This window comes from Bradyrhizobium sp. USDA 4474 (assembly GCF_054057515.1).
This window is the reverse complement of record NZ_JBSRZJ010000002.1, coordinates 901,681-921,965: the sequence shown is the minus strand read 5'-3', so window position 1 is coordinate 921,965 and position 20,285 is coordinate 901,681. Positions and strand designations below refer to the sequence as shown.

Sequence of the window (20,285 nt, the reverse complement as noted above, 5' to 3'; positions counted from 1 at the left end):
ATTATACGCAGCAGCACGGTCTTTTTGCGTTTTGCAGCGAACTCAAAGGCTTTCAGGAACACCATGAACTCGAGCTCAACTTCGAGCCGCGGCTGATTGCGAAGTATTTCGCTTACGGCTTTCTACCAGCGCCGCATACTCCATATCGAGAGGTCTTGAAGCTGCCCGCCGGCTGCCAGATGAGCGTCAATCTCGACGATCACCACTGCGATGTGCAAAGATACTGGGAGTTCCGCCTCGAGCCGGACGACAATCTCCACGAACGTGACGACGAGCGGCTCGCGGACACATTTCGGCAGCTCCTTCTGAACGCGGTCAGACGTCGTCTCATTGCAGATGTTCCGCTTGGGGTCTTTCTCAGTGGCGGGCTTGATTCCAGTTCGATTCTTTGGGCGACCAGGCAGTTTCGATCTGAGTCGAATGTCAAATGCTTTACCGTTGGCTTCAACGAATCTTCATTTGATGAAACAGAATACGCCCGCAACGTCGCCAACCATTTCGGTTGCGTGCATCGGGTCGAACTGCTGAACTTGGATGTCGCAAAAGAGCTGTTTGTTGAAATCTTGCGTCGGATGGATGACCCGATCAGCGATGCCTCGCTGATCCCTACATTTCTCCTCTCGCACTTTTGCCGTCGAGAAGTGACAGTAGCTTTGTCCGGCGATGGCGGAGACGAGCTTCTTGCTGGCTACGACCCCTTCCGTGCGGTGAAGCCGGCGCAATGGTATTCAGCTTGCGTGCCGCGGCCGTTGCATCAGATGGTGGAGAAGCTCGCCAATCGCCTGCCGAAATCGGAAACCAATATGAGTCTCGATTTCAAGCTGCGACGCACGCTGCTCGGCCTCAACTACAAGGCCGCGCTTTGGAACCCGATTTGGTTGTCGCCCGCAGACCCGCGACTTTTGGCCGAAATTATGCACGAAGCGCCGAGCGCTGAGGAGCTGTATTCGGAGGCTATTGAGCTGTGGGAAAGTAGTAATTTGGCAAATCCGCTCGACAAGGCACTCGAGTTTTACACGCGCCTTTATTTGCAGGAAGATATTCTGGTGAAAGTCGATCGAGCCGCGATGATGAATTCGCTAGAGACGCGGGCCGTTTTCCTCGATAACGACCTCGTCGATTTTTGTCGCCGGCTGCCTTCTCATTTCAAGCTACGCAATGGCGTCAGCAAATACATCATGAAACGTGCAATGCGAGACCTCCTGCCCCGACAAATCATTGACAGGCCCAAGAAGGGTTTCGGCATTCCTCTCGCATCCTGGCTGAAAGAAATCCCGAGAACGCCTACGGTCAGAGAGCTGCCCGGCTTTCGCCAGGATCAGCTAGAACGGATTTGGCGGGAGCATCGTCAAGGCACGGCGGACCATCGTTTGATCCTCTGGGCATGGTTGGCCGTGCAACATGGATTGCTCAAAGAAACGAGGGTCACAGAGTGCGTGGCCTAGTTCTCTGTTCGTCAACGTTCTGTTGTTGGTGCAGTTCGGTTTTAATGTCGCTGCGATGCACGCCCGTTAAGCTCGGCGTGTTCTCAGGTGACGCTGCGGCCATCGTGCTTGATAACGTCGCCAAGCTAGACTGTGGCGGGCCTAGTCTGCTTCGACTTCGTATTCTTATTCTACCCACTCGTGCTGCATTGTTGCTCTTCGTAGTGCAGTACATCTTCAAAGTTGTGAGCGAATAGGCCTGGCTGTTATCGTGGGTGCTGGAATCGTTTCCTCTACGCTTTGAGTTTTCGCCGAACCATTTGGCAGACCAGAGACGACGTAATGACCGAACCTCGCGTGCTACAAGATCCAGTTGATGTGAAGGGCGGCTCGCCTGATCGTTTCGGCTATTCTTGGGAGAAATTCAACGACTTGACGCCCGATCAAGAAGAGCAGTTTCGGCGCTGGACGGCCCCGCTGGATCTTGAAAAGGATTGGCATGGCAAGCGCTTTCTGGATGTCGGATGCGGGATGGGTCGTAACAGCTATTGGCCTATGATGCATGGCGCCGTCGGTGGCGTCGCCATCGAGGTTGATGAGCGCTCGTTAGCGGCCGCCCGTCGCAATCTCGCAAGATTTCCGAGCGTCGAGGTTCTCCATCGAAGCGCGTACGATTTCGACGAACAGAACGTCTTCGACATTGCCTTCAGTATCGGGGTCATTCACCATCTCGCAGATCCCGTTCGAGCAGTCCAGCGCATGCGGCAAGCCGTCAAGCCTGGTGGTACCGTTCTGATCTGGGTATACGGCTACGAAAACATGGAGCACTACGTCTGGGTGCTGAACCCATTGCGAAACTATGTCTTCAGCAAGATGCCCGTTTCCGTTGTCCGGCACTTGGCTTTCATCCCGACCGCCTTACTCTGGATATTCCTTCGCCTTGGCTGGTCGCGTGTCGAATATTTTAGATTACTTAGACGATTCTCATTTCCCCACCTGCATCACATTGTGTTCGACCAGATGATTCCGCGCATTGCAAACTATTGGCGTAAGGATGAGGTCGAGTTACTCATGCAGCAGGCAGGGCTCAATGATATTCGGCTGTTTTGGGTCAATGAAATGTCTTGGGCAGCGGTTGGCTACAAGGCGGTGGAAACAACATTGGATTCCGGGGCGCGGCAGACATCGCAAACCCATTCCAGTTGATACGCTGTGATTCAGGGGAAATGCAATGCCGGTGCGATCAGACGAGCGTGGCAGTTCATCATTGGTACGACGCCGCATTCGCGGAGTACACGCTACTCTCGAACACGGTTTGGCACGTGCCATGATTCAGATCTTACGGAATAATCTTCCAATGGGGAGCGTTCTCGACGTTGGGTGCGCAACTGGAACGTCGCTGAAAGAATGGAAAGCAAGCGGAGTCGTAGATATCCGCGGATAGACGGTGAGAGGGGGCCGTGTCGGTTAGCTGCTTGGCCAGTAGTTTCAAGAGCCTTACAGCTGCAGGACATTGGACCGCTCGTGACCCAAGTTTCGGCGTCCGCTGGGTTAGTTTTGGCCACCTCTTGTCGATCGGCACAGCGCGAAACAGAGAAGCTAATAGTCAGTAGCTGGAGATTATCGAAGCCATTGTTCGGCAATTGGGGAAACCGTGGCATGCAAGAACCCAAGTCATTTGCGATAGGGATCCGCGGCAAGCACGTCGCGCTCGTCGTAGTCGCGGTATTGAGTGGATTGAGCTGTTTGCCGTTTCTGCGAAGCATTATCATGCTCGGTGACGAAGGCGTGCTCCTGCAAGGTGCTGATCGCCTGCTTCGCGGCGAAAAGCTTTATCGTGATTTTTTTCAGTTTCTGCCGCCTGGTGGATTTCTCTTAACTGCGGGCTGGTTTCGACTAACCGACGTTTCACTTTTCTCCGCGCGCTTGCTTGCAGCTTTCACATTCGTCGGAATTGCTTGCGTTCTCTATTGCGTAGCCCTTCGTGTCTCGCGCAGCACGTTAGCATCAGCTGTCGCCGTCGCCGCTTTCGTCGTTATGTCGCAAGGCGCTTGGGTGCAAGTTAGCCACCATTGGTTTACGACGTTGTTCTGTATATCGGCGCTTTTCGGCGCACTCATGTGGATCCACGCGCGTCGGCTTTCATGGTTGATTTTCGCCGGTTTGGCTGGAGGAGCGGCTGCAATGATTACGCCGACTCGAGGTTCGTTGGCAGTTACAGCTGGCTTATTGGCGCTCACTGAAGGAAAACGGTTTGATGTAATCGCTCTGACAAATTACATGGCTGCAGCTGCAATTTTGCCAACGTTATGCATGACATACGTTGCCTTTCAAGGCGGGCTCGGTCCAGCCTTTAACTGCGTTATTGTCTATCCGGCGCTACATTATGCCAATATTCAGAGTGTGCCCTATGCCTTTGCGGCTGACGCTCAAAACATGCCACTGACCCTTACGTTTCCGATCGCGGCGTTGCTGGCGATGGTTCACTTTGCGCGCGAGTGGCCCGCGGCTATCCGCGACCGGACGCTGCACGTTTGCCTAGCATTTGCGTTGGCTGCATTTGTCGGACTGTTGGTGCGGCCGGACATTGTTCATATCACATTCGCAGCACCCTTGGTGCTTCCAGTAATCTTGTATTCGGGCCGACGCTTTGTTGCCGTTTTCAGGCCGATTCGGTTTGCGACTATAGCGGCACTCGTTCTTGCAATGGCGCTGTCAACCGCAGTCCTTCTGATAAATAGTTACTTGGTGATGCAATTACCAAATATTGAGACGCCCCGCGGCAGGGTGAAAGTTTTGCGCGAAGACGTAAGGCTAATCATTCGTCGGGTCGCTGACCTGCCCATCGACAGTACTGTGTTTTATTATCCTCTTGATCCGCTCTTGGCGTTTCTCACGGCTCGTGGGCATCCTTCAAGATCAGATATCTTTATTCCCAATTACACGACCGCAAATCAATTTGAAGAGGAATGTAGAGCTGTTATTCGCGCGGCGGATTGGGTTGTCCTTGATCACGCAATGATAAATAATTGGCAACTTTATTTTCCTGCGATACGGGATCCAGCTCCTCCCGAACGTATTCTATTTGAATCTGCCATTGAAAGATCATTTAGCCTGGTGGCGAATGAGGGCAAGTTTGATTTGCGGAAAGCTTTCAAGAGGGATGAGACCATTTGTAACGACATTAGCGGTCGCAGCTGAGAAAAACCCTTTACTTAAGACCGAGCGCAGATCCCGTAACGTTGCCGCCGGCTCCTATCCAGTTGCACTCGGGCTGTGGGAGTTGGTGCGGTAGACCCTTTGTTGCATCAGACACTTCGAGGTTATTCAACTTGGTCGAGCTCGCCTGGCCGCGAGAAGTCCGACGCGACGGCTTTTTGTTAAACCCAGATGTCAAGATCGCGGGAGATAAATTCCGATCCCTGGCCGCCGCGGATCCTCTTGGGTAGCCAACGGTTTTGCAGATGCGCTCCCGTGTCAACACGACCTCCTCGCCTCGATAGCTAGAGCGGTTCACGAATTTATTGAATCGGAAGGGATTCCGGATCAGAGACGAATATGATTCAAGATGCTGGCTGGGATGGAGGCCAGCATCCGATGGTCCGACCAATTTCCAATGATCTGCGTAAGCGTGCGGTTGCGGCAGTTGTAAAGGGCGAGAGCTGCCGCTCGGTAGCAACACGGTTTGGGGTTGCGGTTTCGTCGGTTGTGAACTGGTCGCAGCGTTATCGGACGACCGGCTCGGTAGCGCCCGGAAAGATGGGCGGCCATCGCAAGCCCGTGCTTGAGCCACATCGCGCCTTCATCAAGGAGCGGATCAGTCAGACGCCGCATTTGACGCTTCACGCCCTCAAGGACGAGCTTTTCGCGCGCGGGGTCAAGGTCTCCCACAATGCGGTTTGGCTGTTTCTACGGCGCGAGGGACTGCGGTTCAAAAAAAACGCTGCTCGCCCTCGAGCGAGCTCGCTCCGACATCGCGCGTAGACGCCAGCGCTGGCGCTCATGGCAGGCCAAACTCGATCCCCGGCGCCTGGTCTTTATCGACGAGACCTGGATCAAAACCAATATGGCCCCACTGCGCGGATGGGGACCAAAAGGCGAGCGGGTGCGCAGCTTCACGCCACATGGTCACTGGCGGACGCTGACATTCCTTGGCGCATTGCGCTGTGACCGTCTCACCGCACCCTGCCTGTTCGATGGCCCGATCAACGGCGAATGCTTCCGCGCCTATGTCCAGCAGGTTCTCGTCCCGCAGCTTCAGCCGGGTGACATCGTCATCTTGGACAATCTCGGCAGCCATAAATCGGCTGCCCTGCGCAGCCTGATCAAAGCCGCCGGCGCCAGGCTCTGGTACCTACCGCCATACTCCCCCGACCTCAATCCGATCGAACAAACCTTCGCCAAGATCAAGCACTGGATGCGCTCCGCCCAGAAGCGCACGATCGACGACATTTGTCGCCATATCGGCGGCCTCATCACAACCATCCAGCCCAACGAATGCAGCAACTACTTCGAAAACGCCGGATACGCTTCCATCAAAACGTGAAACGCTCTAGAGCGTGGGATCGACCGCTGGCAAAAAGCGACTGAAAGTATCGACGGCGGTCAGCACGCGGATCTCGCGGCCGATGGCAAGCTGGTCGTGAATCAAATCCATCGCCCAGGTCTCGACATGCATTGGTTCGATCCCCGCGCAGTTTGGCCCTGATGCGACGTTTCGGCGTTTTATGGCACAATTCCAGGCTTAATTCCCGTAAAGACGATAGATGCGTTGACGTTGATGGCCCAGCAGTCGCTCGTTGCAGGACATGGACCGGCCATAGCCGCATCTCACCCGCGTCTCGCAGATGTCCTTGATCCGGCGCTGCGCTATGCTGAGGGCTCCGCGCCGGCTCCCATCGCTATCGCCGCCCAAATGGGCAAATTCAACGACCCCGGGGCGAACTCAGGGCTGGATAAGACTTGGGAGCAAGGTGAACCGCATCACCAAAGCGTTGAACACCGTCACGGCTTTGAATCGGGCTGACCCGGTACAGGGTGAATAAGTTTCCACCAATAAGTTCCTCAATCCGACCGGGGAGGGGGTTTGCGATGTGCGGTCCCACCAGATAGAGATAGTCAAACTCGCTCGTCCAATGGTGCAGGAATCGTGGCACATGCGGGTCGTCGGTGCCGGTTGCCAGGGACACAAGTATCGGGAGCGGCACGGGGACGAAGTAGAGAGCATCAGCGACTGCCTCGTTTCGGTGTTCTTTAACAACATTGATCGACACGACTCCTGGCAGCGCCGAGAGTGTCGTCACCATTGCCTTAGCCGAGGCGGCGAGAGTCGGGGCGTGATCGATCGGCGATAGAAGCAATCCTAGCGGTGCATCGGTGCTGCGCCCGACCAGAATGCGAGACGGGCCGTCGAGTAGTGCGAATGATGCTTTGATTTTTGCGTAATCATCTTGATAGCTGAACCAGACGGCCGCGGTAACCGCTACGTTAATGAGTGCGATGCCGATTGGAACGGCGACCGCCAGGGCAGCAGCACGCCCCGTCATCGAGATCGTGCTGTAAGCCGGAAGAATCAGGAGGGCGGCGATCAGCACGCGAACATCGACACCCCATACCCCGAGCAGGCGGAAGGGCATCACAAGGAATAACAGCGCGAAGCCAACTGCAAGCCAGAGACCCGAGCGGCACAAGGATAGCCTCCCGGTACGGAACAAAACGTAGCAGAGTAGGATCAACGCAGCAGCCTCAACCGCGGCTAGTTCCGCGTTGTTGCCGTTGAGGAGTCCAAAGATGGGCAATATCTTCGAGACACTCCACTCGGTAGGGCCGTTTCCTACATGAGTGGGTGAGGCGAGAAAGACCGCAAGGACACCCAGCGTGGGCGCGCACAAGATGGCGAGTTGCACGATGCTGGTACGCCAATTGAAGCGCGAGAGTACAAGAAAGCCGAGCGTTGCCGCGTAGAGCCCCAGCGCGAACAGATGCGCAACATAGAGCACCGTGACGAAAAGTGAATGCACGATCAGTTGCAGAACGACCGGGCGATCACGCATCAATTCCCAAGTAGCCAACCCCCATAGTGCGACCCCAAGGCCAAACTGGAAATTGATAAATCCCCACGCGAATGGGAAGGAATATAGCAACATCACCGCAGCGAGCCCCGAGATTTCATGCCGCCGCTTCACTGCCAGTTCGAGCGCAATCGCGCCGCTCACGATCAGAAGTTGACACGCAATCAGGAAGACTTTGCTGGCCGGTTCGACGCCGATAATCCGCGCAAGCGGCGGAACAAGAAGATCCATAGCGAGGTTGGAGTAGAGTGTTTTACTAACCTCGTAGAAAGGGTTGGCATCTGGCGTGCCCGCTGCAGTTAGCACATACATGCGGGCCACGTGGAAGGGATAGTCCATCATCGCCGGAAGAGCGACCAACAGTACTGGGCAGATCGCGACAACAACAATTGCGGCGACGGAGAAGTTAATCAGCAGAGAGTACCGTTCGTGAGGCGCAACTGCAGTTAGCCCGGACGGAGTCGATTCTAAAACGCAAGAATGAACGAGCTGACGATCGCGGAATGAATTAATCATCTAAGAGCTCCGTCTTATATACCGTTTCCCAGCATTATTTTCCTGTGCAGTAGCTGCTCCGACCCTCAACATGTGATTGCAAATAGGAGGGAAGCCCTGAATGCTTTCGCGGGACATGTTTAATGATCCCACATGTAGTTAAGCAGCGAAGGCTGCCAATCAGGCCAACTTCGTCGAGCGCAGCGGCTCAGGAAAAAACGACGCATTGTATCAACGCGGGAGACTGTCATCACCGAAGCGTTGAACACCGTCACGGCTTTTGAATCGGGCTGATCCGGTACAGGGTGAATAAGCTTCCACCAGTAAGTTCCTCAATCCGACCGGGAAGAGGGTTTGCGTTGTGCGGTCCCACCAGATAGAGATAGTCAAACTCGCTCGTCCAATGGTGCAGGAATCGTGGCACGCGTGAGTCGTCCGTGCCGGTTGCCAGGGACACAAGTATCGGGAGCGGCACGGGGACGAAGTAGAGAGCGTCAGCGACTGCCTCGTTTCGGTGTTCTTTAACAACATTGATCGACACGACTCCTGGCAGCGCCATGAGTGTCGTCACCATTGCCTTAGCCGAGGCGGCGAGAGTCGGGGCGTGATCCATCGGCGATAGAAGCAATCCTAGCGGTGCATCAGTGCTGCGCCCGACCAGAATGCGAGACGGGCGGTCGAGCAGTGCGAACGATGCTTTGATTTTTGCGTAATCATCTTGATAGCTGAACCAGACGGCCGTGGTAACCGCCACGTTAATGAGTGCGATGCCGATTGGAACGGCGACCGCCAGGGCAGCAGCACGCCCCGTCATCGAGATCGTGCTGTAAGCCGGAAGAATCAGGAGGGCGGCGATCAGCACGCGAAAATCGACACCCGATACCCCGAGCAGGCGGAATGGCATCACAAGGAATAACAGCGCGAAGCCAACTGCAAGCCAGAGACCCGAGCGGCACAGGGATAGCCTCCCGGTACGGAACAAAACGTAGCAGAGTAGGATCAACGCAGCAGCCTCAACCGCGGCTAGTTCCCCGTTGTTGCCGTTGAGGAATCCAAAGATCGACAACAACTTCGAGACATTCCACTCGGTAGGGCCGTTTCCTACATGAGTGGGTGAGGCGAGAAAGACCGCAAGGACACCCAGCGTGGGCGCGCACAAGATGGCGAGTTGCACGATGCTGGTACGCCAATTGAAGCGCGAGAGTACAAGAAAGCCGAGCGTTGCCGCGTAGAGCCCCAGCGCGAACAGATGCGCAACATAGAGCACCGTGACGAAAAGTGAATGCACGATCAGTTGCAGAACGACCGGGCGATCACGCATCAATTCCCAAGTAGCCAACCCCCATAGTGCGACCCCAAGGCCAAACTGGAAATTGATAAATCCCCACGCGAATGGGAAGGAATATAGCAACATCACCGCAGCGAGCCCCGAGATTTCATGCCGCCGCTTCACTGCCAGTTCGAGCGCAATCGCGCCGCTCACGATCAGAAGTTGACACGCAATCAGGAAGACTTTGCTGGCCGGTTCGACGCCGATAATCCGCGCAAGCGGCGGAACAAGAAGATCCATAGCGAGGTTGGAGTAGAGTGTTTTACTAACCTCGTAGAAAGGGTTGGCATCTGGCGTGCCCGCTGCAGTTAGCACATACATGCGGGCCACGTGGAAGGGATAGTCCATCATCGCCGGAAGAGCGACCAACAGTACTGGGCAGATCGCGACAACAACAATTGCGGCGACGGAGAAGTTAATCAGCAGAGAGTACCGTTCGTGAGGCGCAACTGCAGTTAGCCCGGACGGAGTCGATTCTGAAACGCAAGAATGAACGAGCTGACGATCGCGGAATGAATTAATCATCTAAGAGCTCCGTCTTTCTGTGCATTTCCCGCGTCGCGGATATGCACGACAGCGGTCTCGTCTGAGTAGACGCGCTGCCAACCGTCAAGATGATCAAGCAGACCTGTCGCCGGTGTTGCCGGCATCAAGAGTACTGCATCAATTTCGTACTCTTTGAGTAAGCTCAGGAACTGGTTCACGTCCTTAAGCTGCAGCGCTCGGAAATAAGCCATGACGAATAGTTCACCATATAACTCGGCTCGACTATCGATGAAGACCGGGATCTGTCGCGAGATCAGATACCCGCCAAACGGGTAGTCGTTGAGAACGCGCTTGGCACCTTGGAGTTTGAGCACGTCAATGGCAGCCGCAGGCGAATGGACGAGCGGCGGGGAAAACCTATGATGGGCCGCAAATAACCATGTCGACGCACCGAAAGCGGCGACCAGCATCGCGGCCGGCACGGTCGGAAAGATCATCTTGCCGGTACGATCCGCTCTGAGGCTGAATTGCGAAGCCACAGGCGTCAGCACCACAAGCGGCATCAGAAAGGCGAAGATATCGGCGTTTCGAACGTGGGAGAGCGCCATGTGAAACAACCCCATCGCCAAGATAATTCGCGGCGGCGAAAGTTTTAGGCCGAAATAAAGCGAACACGCTATTAAGGCCAATATAGCCCCTTCGAATATGCTGAAGTGGCTGAAATCCGCCGCGCTCCATTCGGAAATGAGATTCAGCAACTCCCCGAGTGCTAGAATTTTGCGGGCCGCGAGGATCGACCCCCACCCGTAGGGCGTCGCGCAACAAGCGACAAATGCGCAGGCGCCGAAAACGATCCAACGCAGCGCCAATGGTCCTCGTTGCGAACCCTCTGCATTCCACCAGGCGTCAAATGCGAGTGGTACAATCAAAGCGAGCCCGAAAACAAATCCTCCATGAAGGTTTGCCCAGAGCGCCATTAGTGGCAAAAGCCAGAACGACGGTGGTTCGCGTCTCTCGCTTGCATTCACAAGTCCGTTTACCCAGGCAAGCATGACCGGCAACGCAACCACATGTGGGCGCGCGAGCAAGTGAGACGCCGTAACTGCCAAAGCGGCCAGCGCGATCATGATTGCATGGGGCGAGCGAATGCGTCGGCCGAGAATGAAGGCGAAAAAGGCGAACGTCCCGGCGACACAGGTCGCAGCGAGGATTATCGGCCCGGGCCAGCCGCCAATCTCGAAACTACCGGCATAGAGAACTTGCGCCAGCCAGGAAGTCGAGATCCACGGTTCGCCTGCTTTCGTAAAGGAATAAGTATCGACGCGCGGAAAGGTGCTGTGATCAAGGATCCATTTCCCCACGGCGATGTGCCAATGGGTATCGGGATCCATCAGAAGAGCGTCGCCGTTGACCAGCAGGAGCGCGTACACACCGGCCCCCAGCCAAAACCACGCCGGTAGGACGAAGTCCACCTTTGCCGCTGCGAATAAGGGCCTTTGGACAATCATAGCGGCCTGTCTCCTGCAAGCGGGACCTATGTCCAACAATACGCGTGATGTTCCGTCGGTCCCCGAGACGAAGGACGTTTTCTTAAAATCGCTTCGCTATTCGGTGACACTGGCTGGGCGCCGAACAATCGGTGAGGTTAAGCGGGTACCATAAGTATCCGACTCGCTATACAAGCAGGATTATTCTGCCGGGTTTCGCGTCCTAGTCTACTACTGATTATGACAACTTAGAATTGCGTCTGGAACGCCAGCCTCGCGCAACCTGCGCAGCCGTGGTTTGGCGTTTCCGATTTCTATGTGATCGCCCGGCGAGGATTTAAAGCCCCACACGGATAGAATGTTAAAAGCAAGACCACCAGGATGATTAGATGCCGAAGCCGAGCCGCTTCACTGCCGGGGGTCGTCGCTGTTGCTGCTTCCCCGGTTCGCAGCACTCGTAGAAGGCCTCACTTGTCATTTGGCGTGCCGGTATTAATCATTGTCTGCTGTGTATCCTTCTATGCCCCGCCGCAGCACAAGCGAAAAACCAGGAATTGAGGCTTTCACCTGACGGAACAGTTACCAGCCGTAGCCGAGCTTCGCTGGTTTGCGACCAAGTTCGCAACCCTGCTGGTTCTATTGAGCTAGGTCGTCGGTGCGTAATCAGTCGAATCGTACTCGATTTATGCGGATCACATGGCGAGCGTCATGCTCGCCTGAAAACCAGCTTTCGGAAAGTAGCCCAGAATAGCGTTCCAAAGGAACCTGATGATGTCGAGGGACGGCGATGGCCAAAGCCGTGTAGGGGTGAGAGGCGGACTTTTTATGCCAGGGGAGCTCGTAAATCAGCGAAGTCTGATCCTCGTCGGTCTGCTGTTTGCAGCGGCGGTGGTTCCGGTGCTGTCAGTCGAAATTCCCGCGATGATCGATTATGTTAACCACCTCGCCCGGATGCATCTTCTTGTGGACGCTGCTGCGGGTCGTCCAAATCCGGCTTACGAAATAGATTGGCGGCTCTATCCGAATCTTGCGGTCGACCTCATTGTCCCAGTGTTAGCGCGGTTCGTAAGCGTCGAGACGGCCGCCCGCCTTTTCCTACTTGTAAGCCAAACATTGGTGGTGAGTGGCGCGATAGCGCTGGAACTGAAGGTTCGTGGGCGTCATCACCTGTCGGGGTTCGCCGCACTGATCGCGCTTTACAGTTTGCCGTTTCTTTGGGGGCTGATGAACTGGGAATTCGGATGTGGCATCGCAATGTGGGCTTTCGTGTTTTGGATTCACTTTCGCGAAGCGCCTTGGCTTTTTTTGGTTGTATTACACACCTGCTTTTTCATCGTGTTGTTCTTCGCACACTTGTTCGCGCTCGGTATCTATGGGTTGACGATTGGCTGCTACGAAGCAAGCCAAATTCGCGGATATCGTCAGGCCGCGCGAATCTTTGGTGCGATGGCGTTTCCGGCAGTCGCGGCGTACCTGTTTCTGATGTGGTCGGGCGGCGCGCCCGGGCAGCCAGTATTTACGTGGTGGTTCGGACTGAAGCTGATGTGGCCATTGCTGGTCATGAACTGCTACAACATATTTCTATCGATCGCACTTGCGGTTTCGATTGCCGGGCTATTGGTATTCCTGGGGTACAACCGCATACTGGGTATGACCCGACCAGCCGTTTTTATCGGATCCGGATTTCTCGTTGCGTACCTGTTGATGCCGGCCCGTCTGTTCGGCGGTGCCTATGCTGACGTTCGCCTGATTCCTGCAATAATGCTAATCCTGCCGGCGTTTTTGACGGTGCACTGGCCGTCAGCCGCTGTTCGATCGGTGGCCGCATTATTGGCTGTAAGCATCATACTCATTAATGAAGCGAATGTAGCTTCGATTTGGTCCGCCTACCGTTCCGACTACGCCGAGATCATCGCGTCGTTTCGGCTACTTCGTGCCGATGCAACAATCCTGGTCGCGCGCAGCGATGTTGAGGTCGGCCGCATAAATGCGCCGATGTTCTATGCCCCAACCCTGGCAGTACACTATGCGACTGCGTTCGTGCCGTCGCTATACACGCTGTCCGGTCAGCAACCCGTCAAGAAGTCGACTTCGAAATCCGCATTCGAAATCGAAGACGCGCTTGATTACCTACCAACAACTATTTCGCAATTGAACAGCGCTCCGGCGGGAGGAACAGTGCCATCGCATGTTCGCGCCTGGCGCACCGACTACGATTACCTCTACGTTGTCGGAGATCAGCCCGCCAGCATCCCGGACCGCTTAACCGGTTTGATGCACGGCCGACGATTCAGTCTTTATGCGATCGATAAATAGCGATAGCTAATGGAAGCGAAGGGATTCAGACGCAGATCCCAAAGGAGGCTCTGACTAGCTTCGCTTAGCACCTTCTAAATTCTCTGACGATTGCTACAATATGCTCGCAAATTCCCGGGAATGCGAAGGAGCAGAGGGGAGCATGAGCCATCTCGATGATTTGGCTAGGTCCGACGCCGGATATGCAGTGGCTCCGGTTACGGTCAGCGAGAAGCCCGAAAGGCCGCGCGCCAGCGATCAAGACGTTCAGCGGGCTACAAGGTTCATATTCGTGCTGTTGGTCGCGCTTCTTTTACTCTTGTACATCGTGCTTCTTCCTGCCGATCGGCTTCTATTAGATCCGGATCTGTATTGGCACATAGCAACTGGGCGCAAGATTTGGGAAAGCGGATCGTTTCCTCAAGTCGATGAATTCTCGCATACCTTTCGTGGGCATCCCTGGATAGCGAGAGACTGGCTGAGCGATCTGCTCTTTTTCGGCGCGTATAGTCTTTCAGGCTTCCGCGGAGTCGCGATGATTACCGGCGGAGCTGTGGCGCTCGCCTACGCGTTGCTTTTCCTTATGCTAGCACGCACGATGCGGCTCACGGTGGCAATCGTGGTCGCAACAGCGGCGCTTGTGCTGTCGGTCAACCACCTGCATGCTCGCCCGCAGGTATTTGCCGATGGCCTGATGGTGGTCTGGGTCGCGGCGCTGGTGAGAGCTGTCGACACCAAGACTACCCCGAGCTTGATGCTGCTCCCGGTCATGACGCTGTGGGCGAACGTCCACGGCAGCTTTGTGGTAGGGCTTGCCCTGACGGTCGCGCTCGCTACAGAAGCCCTATTTGAATGTCCACGGAGTGAGCGTCTATTAGCGGCCCGACGATGGGCTGTCTTCTTTGTCGCCGCGGTCGGCGCCGCGTGCGTGACGCCCTACGGCGCTCGCCCGTTCCTGATGGACTTCCAACTCATCGGGGCACATGAAGCCAAGCCTTACATTAACGAGTGGCGCGCCGTGAGCTTCGAGACGGCGCCGATTACACTGTTCGCTGTTCTAGCGCTCCTATTTTTCGCTTTGCTGAACGGGGTCAAAGTTCGGTTTTGTAGACTAACAATATTGATATCAATCACGGCGTATATGCTCACCGCGGTGAGATTCATCTTCTTATTCAATTTGTTTGCGCCTCTACTGCTCGCGACCCCGTTAACAAAGCAATTTCAATTTTTGCGCCTCTCTGAGCAAATTGCGACTCGCCCGCAATTCTTCACGACAACGTCTCATCTAGGGAGGCGCGGTCTCAACGGGGCTTATGGAATAATCGCGATCATGATCCTTGGAATCTGCATCTTTGGTGATTCTCTTGAGCGCCCGCGATTCAGGGAGATTTCTCCAAAGGGGGCCGTCGATTACATTTTTGGGCATCAGTTAAACGGCAATATCTATAATTCGTACAACTTCGGCGGCTATTTGATTTTTAGAGGACTTCCTACCTTTGTCGACGGTAGAAATGTTTTCGATGACGGCTTTATGGATGAAAATTGGACAATTGTCGCAGCACGCCCGCGTGAATTTATTCAATACTTGGATAAGTACCGCGTCTCTATCGGTCTCGTCGCGCCAAACTCTATGGAGTCTCAGGAATTTCGCGCGTCATCGGAGTGGGTCGGCGTATATTCTGACGACATTTCCGAGTTATTCGTGAGGCGAAATGAGCTAGACCAGCTCCGCCGAGATTAGTTGATCAGCCTGAAGGATCGTCCAGCAGATCGACTGTAACGCTTGGATCCCCCCATGGTAGCGACGCCGCCAAGTGCGCTGCGACCGCGCATCTGCAGGCTTTCATGAGTCTATCTGACGGCGAGCCTAAACATTCGTGGGCACCAACGATGGTTGCAAATGGCCAACGCCTTGGCCACCAGAACATGTTCGCGCTTGGCGCACCGATTTAGATTACCGATCGTTTCGTCGGCAGATGGTCAACATCCGGACCGCTTAACCAGGCCGTTCCTTTGCTCTTTATGCCAGCGGCAAATAGCGATAGGGTGACGTCCAGCGAGGAACTCGATGGATCCATTTGGCATTAAGGTTATATTTATCACCATTCTTGTGTTCATACCGCTCGAGCGGCTGTTCGCCATGCATCCGCAGAAGGTCTTTCGTCGCAATTGGGCCAACGATCTGATCTTCTTGTTCTTGAATGGTGTGCTGATCAAGCTTGGTCTGCTCGCCGTTGTCCTGGCGGTCATCTTTACCGCCGCATGGATTGTCCCGGCATCCCTTCAGGCCGTGGTCGGTGGCTTGCCCTATTGGGTGCAACTGCCGGCCGTCATCGTCCTTGCTGATTTGGGATTCTATTGGACCCATCGCATGTTCCATGCCGTTCCCTGGCTATGGAGATTCCACTCCATTCACCACAGCATCGAAGAGCTTGACTGGCTGGCCGCGGCCCGGGTCCATCCGGTCGACCAGATTTTGACCAAGGGGGCCTCGCTAATCCCGCTCTTCGCACTGGGTTTCTCCGAATGGGCAATTGGAGTCTATGCCGTGCTCTATCAGTGGCAGGCTGTTCTCATTCACTCCAATGTTCGCTTGGGGTTTGGCCCGTTGCGCTTCCTGTTTGCTTCGCCGGAGTTTCATCATTGGCATCATAGTAACCAACGTGAGGCCAGGGACCGGAATTTCGCCGGCCAGCTGTCCTTCCTGGACGCGTTGTTTGGAAGCCTTCATTTGCCGCGAGGGCAAAAACCGACGACCTACGGTCTGGATCGGCCGATGCCGCAACGCTACCTACCTCAGTTGCTTTATCCCTTCATCGGCGAGCGGAGCTTCCAGTCCAAATCGGATACAGCGGCGCTGGCGGAGGCGGTGCGGCCCCCAGAGGAGGCGCCCAATCGTTCGCCCAGCCTCGGTCATTCGTCCGGTTAATTTGCAGCCCGAAGCTGTTTACCGATGACCTATCTTGCTTGGGCGCCGAACGGAGGCAAAACTCTAGGGCTTGTGGAACACTTGGGCCGACGACGAAAGCATGAGATCGAGACGATGATGAATATCAAATTTGATGAGATCGATCGATCCCAGGCGGAGACGGCGACCGTGGAGTTGACAGTCAATCGTTGGCTCGATTGGACTGCGAGAGCGACGGTCGTGGTTGTTTTTACCACCCTTGTTGTGATTGGCATTGCAGGAATTCCCGGCCTCCTTCCGTTGGATAGCAGCCACAAGCTGCTCATAATCTTGGCCAGGCTTGCTAACGTCCTTTTCCTCAGTCTGGTTGCAGCGACAACGATTACCCGGTTGGCACCGATACAGAAGTCCAAGGGCATCGAGCCGCGGATCTCGGCCTTGCTGGGCACGTTCTTGAGCACGCTACTTGCTTTGCTACCGAAGGCAGAGTTGGATCCTGTTTGGTCGGTCGTGTCGACGACGTTGATCCTGATGGGCAGTTCGCTTTGTTTTGTGGTGCTCCGCTGGTTGGGCAAATCTTTCAGCATTTTTGCCGAGGCAAGGCGCTTGGTGACAGAAGGACCTTATCGGATCGTCCGGCATCCGCTCTACCTCTGTGAAGGAGTTGCTTTGATCGGTATCACATTGCAGGTGCTTTCTCCGCTTGCCGTACTGATGGCCATGGCAATCCTGATGGTTCAATGTCGGCGTATGATCAATGAAGAAGCGATTTTACAGGCGGTTTTTCCCGAATATCGCGTCTACGCTGCGAATACATCTTTTCTGATCCCCAAGCTTGGCCAGTTTTTTACAGGATATCGAACCAGCAAGTAGGTGGTTAGGCTGGCGTTTGATGGGTAAAATCCAGTTGTTCTGAGCATCCGTTCTGCGACCGAGAGAAACCGTACAGCTTGTGCGCAGGGTCGATGTTTGTTGCGCTGTAATATAATCTGTAGTTGCTGGCGCCATGATGGCCTGACTTGCGGACTGCAGCATCTGCCGCCTACACGAGCATTCGGGTCCGGCGTCGTTCATCCGAATAACGATTGGGCGGAAGTCGCAGTAGCAACCCGGATCAGGCTGCTCAGACTGTCGCGCCGGGCAGCCTGGATCATCTAAGCGTGCCATCCGCGAGATGCCGCCGCGCCATGGCCGTTCTCGATGATAACCTGCGTTCGAGCAGCCGATCGAGCCTCTCGCAGGGCTCATGCTCCTCCGTTTGTCCAGGCCCAAGATCTTGCCCAGGCTTCTCGTTCCCATCCACCGCTGCACGAAGCCGACCTTTGAGTACGTGCCGATCAGGCAATCGAGGTAAGCGCTTAGCCGTCACCCTATTGATGCGGGCTTGACGCTTTGCGGAATCGCCACGGCATGAGGTCTTCGATCCTGCTGTGGGGATGGCCGTCGATGATCGCCTCGAGTGTTTCGGCAATGTAGGCAGCAGGGTTTACGTCGTTGAGTTTGCAGCTGGCGACGATCGAGGCGAGCAAAGCCCAGTTTTCCGCCCCGATTTCATGTCCGGCGAAGAGCGCGTTTTTCCTGGTCAAGCAGATCGGCCGGATGGCGTTCTCGACCGGGTTGGTGTCGAGCTCGAGACGCCCGTCTTCGAGGAAGCGGGTCAGCCCCTGCCAATGATTGAGCGCATAGCGGATATCCTCGGCGAGCGTCGAACCGCTGGAGATCATCGACAGCTGTTTCTCGAACCAGGACTTCAACGCAGCGACCATGGGCAGCGAGTGCTCCTTGCGCGCGGCCAGCCGGATGTCCGGCAATGCGCCGCGCACCATGGCTTCGGTGGCGTAAAGCTGGGCGATGTGCCGAATGGCGGCCTCGGCGATCGGCGACTTGCTGTTGCGGGCCAATTTCACAAAGCGCCGGCGCAAATGGCTCCAGCAATGCACGAGCGTCCAAGGCCCTTGCGGTCGAACGACTTCGGTCATCCGGTCATATCCGTCATAGGCATCGCATTGCAGGAACCTTCCGCCAAAGCCGTCCAGGAACTGCTCCGCGAAGGCGCCGCTGCGACCGGGGGCATATCGGAACAACACGATCGGTGGACTTGGACCGCTGTGGCCACGGTCGTCTGACGCGATCGCCCAGAAGTAGCCTTTCTTCGTTTGACCTCGCCCCGGATCAAGCACCGGTGCCGTGGTCTCGTCCATGAACAGGCGATCCGCCACGGCCAGGTGGCGGCGCATGTGGTCCGCGATGGGCTGAAGATGGAAGCAGGCGCGGCCGGACCAGTTGCCCAGAGTCGCCCGATCAAGCCGAATGCCTTGACGCGCATAGATCTCGGCCTGACGATAAAACGGCGTGTGGTCGCCAAACTTGGAGACGATCACATGAGCGATAGCCGCTTCGGTCGGCAGCCCGCCGGGCACGACGTGTTCCGGTGCGTGCGCCTGCGCGACAGGGCCCGAGCAGCGGCGACAGATGTATTTCGGGCGGCGTGTGACCAGCACGCGCCATTGCGCCGGGATCACGTCGAGTCGCTTGCTGACGTCCTCGCCGATCTTCGTCATGGCGCCGCAACCGCACGGATAGAGCGTGCTCGCAGGCTCGATGATCCGATCCACTCGCGGCAAATGGGCAGGCAGACAGCCGCGATTGCGATGGGAGCCTCGATCCGGATCGCTGCGCGATCGACCCTGGATGACCTTCTCGGCTCTTTCCTGCGCCGCGTCCAGAATGCCTTGCGCGATCTCCACGTCTTCGAGCGGCAAATGGTACTGATCTGGTCGTAGCTTCTCGGATTTCGAGCCGAACTTGTCGCGTCGCAATTCGCCGAGAATGACCTCCAGCCGACGCCGCGCTTCCTCCGATGCCGCCAGTGCCCCCTGATGCTCGCTCAAGGCCGCCTGCGTTTGCGCCAGAAGTGCCTTTAGGCGTTCGTTTTCGTCGCGCAGTGTCGCGATGCTCATGCGCTATTTCGAGCACATCGCCGCCGCGCGTGCCACGTTCAAAATAGCTTCCGAGTCATTCTGCCGCAGTTATCCAGCCGCCTGAGGACGCCGCGCTTCTTCCGGGCGAACCAACCTCCAATCCAGCCCCTCGAACAGGGCAGCGAACATCGCCGGCGATATCCGCATCACGCCGTCTGCGATCGTTGGCCAAACGAACTTGCAACCTTCGAGACGCTTGTGCACCAACACCAGGCCCGTTCGATCCCAGACCAAAATCTTGATCCGGTCCGCTCGTTTCGATCGGAACACGAAGGCAGCTCCGCTGAACGGATCGAGACGAAGCATCTCCTGTACCTTCGCCGCAAGCCCGTCGTGGCCACAGCGGAAGTCGATCGGCCGCGTGGCAACGTAAATCTTCAGATCAGCACCGGCGGCGATCATCGTGACGCTCGCACCGCACGGATCACCCGGGATAGCTGGTCAGCATCTATGGCTGTGTCAGTCCGCAGCACGACATCGCCGATCGCAATCTCAAGCTTGACCGCCGGAGCCTGACGCTTCTCCAACGCATCTTCCACAACCAGCGGCGCAAACGTTGGTGGAGACGCCTCGCACGGCGGCAACATACCTCGCTGTCGAAGCCGCCGTCGCCAATCGTAGACCTGCCAGCGCGTCACTCGTGCTTGCGCGCTACCTCGGATACCTGGACGCCGGGCAACAGACTCTCCGCGGCGATGCGAGCTCTCTCAGCTTCCGACCGCACACGACGTCCTGACGGCCCTTCAAGAATCTCCAGCCGGCTCACCGACCCCGCCGATGAGCCGTCCAAATAGACGTCCTTTTTGCT

At 56.0% G+C, this 20,285-nt stretch carries 13 protein-coding genes and 2 pseudogenes; 8 read left to right on the top strand and 7 right to left on the bottom strand.

What is annotated here, in order from left to right; genetic code table 11:
• Nucleotides 1-8: 8 nt before the first annotated feature.
• From ACVW16_RS06235 to ACVW16_RS06225, 3 genes and pseudogenes are all read left to right on the top strand, one after another.
• A pseudogene (locus tag ACVW16_RS06235) lies at nucleotides 9-1,445 on the top strand (asparagine synthetase B family protein); the annotation flags it as partial.
• Nucleotides 1,446-1,766: 321 nt separating this feature from the next.
• Nucleotides 1,767-2,630 carry a class I SAM-dependent methyltransferase gene (locus ACVW16_RS06230; protein ID WP_456802286.1) on the top strand — a complete coding sequence of 288 codons (864 nt, stop codon included), beginning with the start codon at nucleotides 1,767-1,769 and terminating at the stop codon, nucleotides 2,628-2,630.
• Between the two features lie 453 nt (nucleotides 2,631-3,083).
• Nucleotides 3,084-4,625 (top strand): hypothetical protein, encoded by a 1,542-nt coding sequence (locus ACVW16_RS06225; protein WP_456802285.1) that lies wholly within the window; start codon nucleotides 3,084-3,086, stop codon nucleotides 4,623-4,625.
• A 182-nt stretch (nucleotides 4,626-4,807) separates the two neighbouring features.
• Here ACVW16_RS06225 and ACVW16_RS06220 read toward each other — a convergent pair.
• A pseudogene (locus ACVW16_RS06220) lies at nucleotides 4,808-4,935 on the bottom strand (IS3 family transposase); the annotation flags it as partial.
• A gap of 86 nt (nucleotides 4,936-5,021) precedes the next feature.
• On the opposite strand from ACVW16_RS06220, the gene ACVW16_RS06215 reads away from it, so the two are divergent.
• Nucleotides 5,022-5,970 (top strand): IS630 family transposase gene (locus ACVW16_RS06215; protein ID WP_456802284.1). Its coding sequence is split into 2 segments (ribosomal slippage): nucleotides 5,022-5,357 and nucleotides 5,359-5,970, totalling 948 coding nucleotides; the frame shifts between segments, so codons are not numbered across the junction.
• 6 nt (nucleotides 5,971-5,976) lie between these two features.
• Here ACVW16_RS06215 and ACVW16_RS06210 read toward each other — a convergent pair.
• From ACVW16_RS06210 to ACVW16_RS06195, 4 genes are all read right to left on the bottom strand, one after another.
• Nucleotides 5,977-6,102 carry a hypothetical protein gene (locus tag ACVW16_RS06210; protein WP_456802283.1) on the bottom strand — a complete coding sequence of 42 codons (126 nt, stop codon included), beginning with the start codon at nucleotides 6,100-6,102 and terminating at the stop codon, nucleotides 5,977-5,979.
• A gap of 247 nt (nucleotides 6,103-6,349) precedes the next feature.
• The gene (locus tag ACVW16_RS06205; protein ID WP_456802282.1) at nucleotides 6,350-8,011 is read right to left on the bottom strand and encodes a hypothetical protein; all 1,662 of its coding nucleotides are present in this window, start codon (nucleotides 8,009-8,011) and stop codon (nucleotides 6,350-6,352) included.
• A gap of 250 nt (nucleotides 8,012-8,261) precedes the next feature.
• Nucleotides 8,262-9,845 (bottom strand): hypothetical protein, encoded by a 1,584-nt coding sequence (locus tag ACVW16_RS06200; RefSeq protein ID WP_456802281.1) that lies wholly within the window; start codon nucleotides 9,843-9,845, stop codon nucleotides 8,262-8,264.
• Nucleotides 9,842-11,236 carry a hypothetical protein gene (locus tag ACVW16_RS06195; RefSeq protein WP_456802280.1) on the bottom strand — a complete coding sequence of 465 codons (1,395 nt, stop codon included), beginning with the start codon at nucleotides 11,234-11,236 and terminating at the stop codon, nucleotides 9,842-9,844. Before ACVW16_RS06195 ends, ACVW16_RS06200 begins: the two co-directional genes overlap by 4 nt.
• Nucleotides 11,237-12,118: 882 nt before the next feature.
• Between ACVW16_RS06195 and ACVW16_RS06190 the strand changes: the two genes are divergently transcribed.
• The 4 genes from ACVW16_RS06190 to ACVW16_RS06175 all read left to right on the top strand — a co-directional run bounded on the left by ACVW16_RS06190 (nucleotide 12,119) and on the right by ACVW16_RS06175 (nucleotide 17,369).
• Nucleotides 12,119-13,609 carry a hypothetical protein gene (locus ACVW16_RS06190; protein WP_456802279.1) on the top strand — a complete coding sequence of 497 codons (1,491 nt, stop codon included), beginning with the start codon at nucleotides 12,119-12,121 and terminating at the stop codon, nucleotides 13,607-13,609.
• A gap of 142 nt (nucleotides 13,610-13,751) precedes the next feature.
• Nucleotides 13,752-15,329: a hypothetical protein gene (locus tag ACVW16_RS06185; RefSeq protein ID WP_456802278.1), complete on the top strand. Its 1,578-nt coding sequence runs from the start codon at nucleotides 13,752-13,754 to the stop codon at nucleotides 15,327-15,329.
• Between the two features lie 327 nt (nucleotides 15,330-15,656).
• The gene (locus ACVW16_RS06180; protein ID WP_456802277.1) at nucleotides 15,657-16,517 is read left to right on the top strand and encodes a sterol desaturase family protein; all 861 of its coding nucleotides are present in this window, start codon (nucleotides 15,657-15,659) and stop codon (nucleotides 16,515-16,517) included.
• Nucleotides 16,518-16,631: 114 nt separating this feature from the next.
• Nucleotides 16,632-17,369, top strand: a complete 738-nt coding sequence (locus ACVW16_RS06175) for a methyltransferase (protein ID WP_456802276.1) — start codon at nucleotides 16,632-16,634, stop codon at nucleotides 17,367-17,369.
• A 497-nt stretch (nucleotides 17,370-17,866) separates the two neighbouring features.
• Here ACVW16_RS06175 and tnpC read toward each other — a convergent pair whose 3' ends face one another.
• Both tnpC and tnpB read right to left on the bottom strand, forming a co-directional pair.
• Entirely contained in the window at nucleotides 17,867-19,456 is a 1,590-nt protein-coding gene (gene tnpC / locus ACVW16_RS06170) for an IS66 family transposase (protein ID WP_456802275.1), read from the bottom strand.
• A gap of 69 nt (nucleotides 19,457-19,525) precedes the next feature.
• Complete coding sequence (gene tnpB / locus ACVW16_RS06165) at nucleotides 19,526-19,879, bottom strand: IS66 family insertion sequence element accessory protein TnpB (protein ID WP_456802274.1); 354 nt, start codon at nucleotides 19,877-19,879, stop codon at nucleotides 19,526-19,528.
• Nucleotides 19,880-20,285: the final 406 nt, after the last annotated feature.